Below are 6,612 nucleotides of genomic sequence, written 5' to 3'. Positions count from 1 at the left end.
GGAGAACAACTTCATCGAACAATAAGCTTGGCCGAATAGCTTCGCGTATTTGTTGTTACGTGGGCTATATACATACCGGGGCGCACACCATCGAGGTAAAATGAGTAGGTCTGGTTTAATCCTTCGGATATAGATTCGTTGTGTACTATACGGCCCGTCATATCGGTTACATATAGTGTGGCGGTTTCGCGCTGGGGCAGGTTCAACCGGACGTTGATGAGTGAACCGGTAGTAACACAATTCGGGTATACCACCAGGTTCGATGTTACAGCAGGCGGATTTTCATATTGAAAGAACTCGATGTTGTCGAGGTAAAGATTGTTGCCGTTCTGATTGGTAAAGATGAATGCCAGTCGCACACTGTCCTGGCCTGCGAGCGCGCTGAGTGAAAGATTTTTTCCGAGTGTCCAGTCACTATCTGATGCCGGTTGCCAGGCTGCAGCGGAAGTATGAGAAGCAATGTTCGGCCCGCTCATATCCAGCACCGATAGGGGAAACGTTGTGCCACAATCTTTGGAGGCTATAACACGGAAGCCATCAAATTTACCTGAGCGATAGGCATACGAAAGATCAAACGACACGCTGGCACTGGTAGATGTTGTGAAATCAAGTACGGGGCTTACGAGCCACATCTCATTATCGGTAGTGGTGTTTGTAAAACCGTTGGCATATAGCGCGGTATTATCGCCAAGGTCAATAGTTTGCCAAGTGGTGCCACCGCTTGGGTTAGTAAGTGTCCAGACTTCACTGAATCGTGTGCCTTCAAAATTTTGCCGCAGAGGTATATTATCCTGTTGGGTGTTGATCACCGTAATCATCGACTTGCTGTTGTTGAAAGGATTTACATCTATACCTCCGTTCGGTGTCTGTACTTCGAAGGAAAGTTCATTCTCATCCTGCGTAAGCTGTGCAGCGGGTAAGGCAATTTCAATAACATCATTTTCCTCCAGGCTAACATTTTCTATCGGCACAGCCACGGATGCGCCATTGATAGTATATACCAGCTTGAAAGATGTGATCGTTTCAATACTGTTATTTACTTTAACTGATACTTTGGGTGTAACTTCTGTTTTGCACGTTACCGGAGAAGGCGCTATAATTTCTTCAATCAACAAATCGTTTCCGCTGGCAGTCGGGTCCAGTAGCCCGGGCGATGTAAGCAGCGATGTTCTCCGCGGACTATTCTCCAATACCGTGATCATTCTCGTCACTTGATCCTGCGTAAAGAGATTCATGCAGGCATCATCCGTATAGTCCAGGTAATTCTGAAACATCTTGGTGGCATTACAGGCAGCCTGTGGGTGTGTAGGACAATTGAATGTAGCTGCATCCTGCGGAGGAGTATCATTTATATAGTCGGTACCATTGCAATTGGAAACATCACCCCAGAGGTGACGCAATCCGAAGAAGTGCCCGAGCTCATGTGTAGCGGTGCGACCTTTGTTATACTTTGTTTTCAGACTAAAGGCTCCATCATCTATCGAACCAAAAGACTGGTAATTAAATACTGCACCATCGGTAGCTGCAAGTCCGTTCTGATAGTCTTCCAATCCTGGCAGATCAGAAACCGGAAACTGTGCATAACCGAGATAGTCAGTGAGATTACAAACCCAGATGTTCAGGTAGTCATCCGAAGACCAGTAACTTAAACTTTTCAACTCAGTATTATCGCCCGAGGTCCACGAAGTTTGTGTTCCCTTCACGCGCACTATACCATTGGTAGCAAAACCATCGGGTGTGCGTTTGGCCAATACAAATTCAATGCTCATGTTTCCGGCTACCGATTGAAATTCGGCAGGTGTATTGGAAGCATCTGCGTTAAGACGCTGGTAATCTTTATTGAGTACTTTGATCTGCGAGAGAATTTGTGCGTCCGGTATATTGGTGCCTGTGCCTACAGCCTCTCCGTTGTGAATGACATGTACTACTACCGGAATCTGATACGTTGTTTCCTGTATGCGGTCGGTTGATTGCTGGCGGAGTCGCTGCGATTTCTTTTGTGCAAGCCACTGTTCAAATTGGCGTGTGTTCTCCGGTATATTGTGGCTGCGCAGCAGTTGATCGGTATATTCCACCGTGCCACAGCGTTGCTGAGCTGTAGCGGTATAAACGTGTATAAAAGTAAACAACGTGCAACATAAGAATGTTGCTTTCCGGAAATTTGAAAAAAAGGAGAGCATGGAATTCACACAAGCAAAGATCAGATACACAAAAGCTTTATCAGGGAAAGATACAAAGAGTAACCGTATATTCAGAAACGCGAAGTCCTTTTAAAAAAGTGTGTAGCCGGTACTAAACAAGATCGTTCAGCTGGCCGAGTGGCTACTATTTTTCAGCTGACTGTTAGCTTGTAAATAAAAAATACGATAAAGACTGATGAGATATATACCCAACGAAGAAAGAATACTCTTCAATGTTACTCACAACGTTATATAGCCTTAACGACTATATATTTCACAGCTCGGCACTAAAAATGCAACACGGATTTAGTTCGCTATAGGCGTAAGGTTGATTACTTCAATTCCTTTGACCTCCGGAACATCACGTTTAATAGCAGCCTCAACACCCGCCTTGAATGTCATGGTAGACATGCGGCAGTTACCACAGGCTCCTACAAACTCAAGCCTTACAATGTGCTCGGGCGTGATCTCGTTCACTTTCACGTTGCCACCGTCAGCCTCCAGATACGGACGAATGGAATTGAGGGAAGTCTCTATTTTCTGGGTAAGTTCTTCAAGCGTATTCATCAGGCGTCTGTTTCAACTTTTACTTTCGTCAGCTAAAGGTAGCTATTCTCTGTCAAATTATTTAGAGGCAATTACTTCACCTCGGTCACAAGCGTGGGTTGATTGGCATTCCGTATCGCAATTTGTCTCGCCACGGTCTTCGCCAATGTCTTGAATGCATCAGCAGAAGGTCCTTCTTTCATGGCAGCAGGCAAACCACTGTCGCCACTTTCGCGAATGCTTTGTACCAGCGGAATCTGACCCAGGAATGGAACGCCATGCTTTTCTGATAAGTTCTTGCCGCCATCCTTTCCAAATATATAGTACTTGTTATCCGGCAATTCTTCCGGAGTAAAGTACGCCATGTTCTCTACGATGCCCAGTATAGGTACATTGATCTGCGGCTGCTTGAACATTGCCAGGCCTTTGTTGGCATCAGCCAGTGCCACCTTCTGCGGAGTGGTAACAATCACAGCTCCCGTAACAGGCACGGTTTGTACCATCGTTAAATGTATATCGCTTGTACCGGGAGGAAGATCGATCAACAAATAATCGAGTTCGCCCCAATCGGTATCGCTGAAGAATTGCTTTAATGCAGAACTTGCCATCGGTCCTCTCCAGATCACAGCACTATCAGGCGCTGCCAGAAAACCAATGGAGAGTAACTTCACACCGTATTGTTCAATCGGAATGATGATGTTCTTTCCATTCACCTGCTTTACCATCGGCTGCTCATACTCGCAGTTGAACATAACCGGAATAGAAGGTCCGTAAACATCGGCATCGATCAAACCTACTTTTGCACCCGTCATGGCGAGAGATACTGCGAGGTTGGATGTTACCGTAGATTTACCCACGCCTCCTTTACCCGAAGCAATCGCGATGATGTTTTTAACACCCGGCAACAGCGGAGCATTGTCGCGCAACGTTGTAACCGAAGATGTCATGAAGATGTCGATCTCAACATCAGGTCCCGCTACTTTTTCTACAGCGTCTTCACAATCCTGGCGGATCTTGTCTTTCAGCGGGCAGGCAGGAGTGGTGAGCACTACGGAAAAACTTATTTTTTTTGGCTCCACCTTCAGGTCTTTGATCATGTTCAGGCTCACGAGGTCGCGCTTCAAATCAGGATCTTCCACCGTAGAAAGAGCTTTCAGAATGTCGGTTGATGTAATCATTTCAGAATGTCAAATTTCAGATCGCGGATTAAAGTTCCTGTAATTCAATGTATTCTATACCAGGAGCCGCAATACTTGCAAAACGGGCGCAATTTAGATCGAAACTCCGACAACTCCATAGCATTTGCCACATTGGATGGCCTATATCACAAATGTGTAAATAAGTATCACAAATGTTATAATCAAGTATCTTTGCCCACAGCTGTTTTAGTGAAAAATGATCTCCCGCGAAACAATTGATGAAGTAAGAAGCCGCCTCGACATTGTTGATGTGATCGGAGATTTTGTGTCGCTGAAGCGCAGTGGTCAGAATTACAAAGCGTTAAGTCCTTTCACCAACGAGAAAACAGCTTCATTCTACGTTGTTCCGGCGAAAGGCATCTTCAAAGATTTCAGCAGTGGCAAGGGTGGCGACAGCATCACGTTTGTGATGGAGCACGAAGGGATGAGCTATGTAGAAGCCATCCGTTACCTGGCCAAAAAATATGGCGTTGATCTGAAAGAAGATCAGCGCACCCCCGAAGATCAGCTTCAGCAGAGTGATCGCGATCGGCTCTATGCGCTTATGAATTATACCAAAGACTACTACAAGCAATCGCTGATGGAGTCGGAGGAAGGGCAGAGCATTGGTTTGAGTTATTTCCGCGAACGTGGCTTTCATGATCGCACTATCGAAAAATTCGAACTGGGCTATAGCCTCAACGAGTGGGATCACCTGAGTAAAAAAGCATTGGGCATCGGCTATAGCGAAGACTTGCTGGAGAAAGCAGGACTGATCATCAAAAAGGATGGCGGACGATTTTACGATCGCTTCCGCGGACGCGTGATCTTCCCGGTGCATAATCTCTCGGGAAAAGTTATAGCCTTCGGTGCGCGCATTCTTACCAAAGAAAAAGATCAGCCCAAGTATATAAATTCGCCCGAAACGGAAATATACCACAAGAGCAATGTGCTCTACGGTATGTATCAGGCGAAGAACGCTATACGCAGAGAAGACTTCTGCTACATAGTAGAAGGCTATACCGATGTGATCTCGATGCATCAGGCCGATGTTGATAACGTGGTGGCATCGTCTGGTACAGCCTTTACCGAGGAGCAGATCAAACTCATTCGCAGGTTTACCGAAAATGTAACAGTACTATTTGATGGCGATGCCGCGGGTATAAAAGCAGCGTTGCGTGGTATAGATCTCGTATTGAAAGGTGGCCTCAACGTTCGCGTGGTATTGTTGCCCGATGGCGATGACCCGGACAGCTTCTCGAAGAAGATGGGAAGCACCGAGTTTAAGACGTACCTGAAAGCGCACACCAAAGACTTTATATCGTTCAAGATCGATTTGTTGGCTGCGGAGTCAAATCACGATCCGATCAAGAAAGCAGAAGCTATCCGCGAGAGTATCACCAGCATTTCGCTGATACCCGATCCCATCAAGCGGTCGGTATATATACAGGAAGCCGGTCAGTTGCTCAAGATGGATGAGTCTGTTCTGTTAACAGAGCTCAACAAAATACTGATTGGCGATCGCCAGAAGCAACAGCAGGAAAAGACACGGGGCGAATCGAAGATACCGGTACCAGATATACTTCCGGAGGTGGCAACCTCTTCGAAGCTTGATACGTCTGGGATGGTGCAGATGCAGGAGCGCGAAGCGATCCGGTTGTTGCTCAACTATGCCGAGCAGGCTTACGATGACCAACGCCTGATTGATTTTATGCTGGCAGAACTGGAGGATGTAGAGTTTGTGAATCCAATATACAGCGAGATTTACCAGACTTTTCGCGAAGGTGCTGTGCAGGGAGAAATTCGTGATCCGCTATATTTCATGGAGCATGGTTCGCAAGCCGCTAAAAATATGGTGGCTGAACTTACCACAACACGCTACGAAACCAGCAAGTCGTGGGGCGAGGAGTATCAAATTTACTTTCCGCACGAGAAAGAAATTTTGCACGACATGGCCTATACCAACGTGCTGCGACTCAAGTTCCGGATGATCCAGAAGCTGATGGAAGAAAATCTGCAGCAAATGAAACAGGCCGCGAATGAAGAAGACCTTGAAAAGTACTTTACCATTCACGAGCAATTGAAGGGCGCTGAAAAGGATTTAGCAGTTATACTGGGAATTGTTGTAGCAAAATAATTTCAGGAACAGACTGGCCCAAGTCTTTGTTAGAATGGCTGAGCCGGTACTTCGGCCTATATAAATATACTCTACACACACGTTGCACACACCTGAACAAGAATTATACAACATGAGCGATATCAAATTAAACACAATCGAAGAAGCCCTCGAAGAAATCAAGAACGGAAAAGTGATCATTGTAGTAGATGATGAAGACCGTGAGAATGAAGGAGATTTTATTTGTGCAGCCGAGTGCATTACTCCGGAGATTGTGAATTTCATGGCAACCCATGGCCGTGGACTTATCTGCGCACCTCTTATAGAAGACCGCTGCGAAGAGCTTGGGCTTGAACTGATGGTTGGAAAAAACACCGCTGTATTTGAAACACCTTTCACCGTATCGGTTGATCTGATCGGTCACGGATGTACTACCGGTATTTCGGCACATGATCGTTTCAAAACCATTCGCGCCCTGGTTGATCCTGAAACAAAACCGGAAGAGCTAGGTAAACCCGGCCATATATTTCCGCTGCGTGCAAAACGCGGAGGTGTGCTGCGCAGAAGCGGTCATACCGAAGCTGCGATTGAC

Annotated in this window: 5 protein-coding genes; 2 read left to right on the top strand and 3 right to left on the bottom strand. The window is 46.2% G+C overall.

All coding sequences use genetic code 11. The annotated features are described in order from the left end of the window. Window positions 1-11: 11 nt before the first annotated feature. The 3 genes from VIN08_RS00265 to VIN08_RS00255 all read right to left on the bottom strand — a co-directional run bounded on the left by VIN08_RS00265 (window position 12) and on the right by VIN08_RS00255 (window position 3,904). Window positions 12-2,129, bottom strand: coding sequence for a M43 family zinc metalloprotease (locus VIN08_RS00265; RefSeq protein WP_331958464.1), 2,118 nt, complete (start codon window positions 2,127-2,129; stop codon window positions 12-14). 357 nt (window positions 2,130-2,486) lie between these two features. After that, complete coding sequence (locus VIN08_RS00260) at window positions 2,487-2,747, bottom strand: NifU family protein (protein ID WP_331958461.1); 261 nt, start codon at window positions 2,745-2,747, stop codon at window positions 2,487-2,489. Between the two features lie 71 nt (window positions 2,748-2,818). Then, a complete protein-coding gene (locus VIN08_RS00255; protein WP_331958458.1) occupies window positions 2,819-3,904 on the bottom strand; it encodes an Mrp/NBP35 family ATP-binding protein in 1,086 nt (361 codons plus the stop codon). Between the two features lie 217 nt (window positions 3,905-4,121). Between VIN08_RS00255 and dnaG the strand changes: the two genes are divergently transcribed. Both dnaG and ribB read left to right on the top strand, forming a co-directional pair. Further along, window positions 4,122-6,041: a DNA primase gene (dnaG, locus tag VIN08_RS00250; RefSeq protein ID WP_331958455.1), complete on the top strand. Its 1,920-nt coding sequence runs from the start codon at window positions 4,122-4,124 to the stop codon at window positions 6,039-6,041. Between the two features lie 112 nt (window positions 6,042-6,153). Beyond that, window positions 6,154-6,612 (top strand): 3,4-dihydroxy-2-butanone-4-phosphate synthase (ribB, locus tag VIN08_RS00245; RefSeq protein WP_331958452.1); only part of this gene is annotated, 459 nt, incomplete at its 3' end.

This window comes from Ohtaekwangia sp. (assembly GCF_036568665.1).
GTDB lineage: Bacteria > Bacteroidota > Bacteroidia > Cytophagales > Cyclobacteriaceae > Ohtaekwangia.
This window is presented reverse-complemented; position numbering and strand designations above follow the sequence as displayed.

Coding starts and splice junctions, on each gene's coding strand:
- dnaG (WP_331958455.1), top strand. CDS start 4,122: ATGATCTCCCGCGAAACAATTGATGAAGTAAGAAGCCGCCTCGACATT.
- VIN08_RS00255 (WP_331958458.1), bottom strand. CDS start 3,904: ATGATTACATCAACCGACATTCTGAAAGCTCTTTCTACGGTGGAAGAT.
- VIN08_RS00260 (WP_331958461.1), bottom strand. CDS start 2,747: ATGAATACGCTTGAAGAACTTACCCAGAAAATAGAGACTTCCCTCAAT.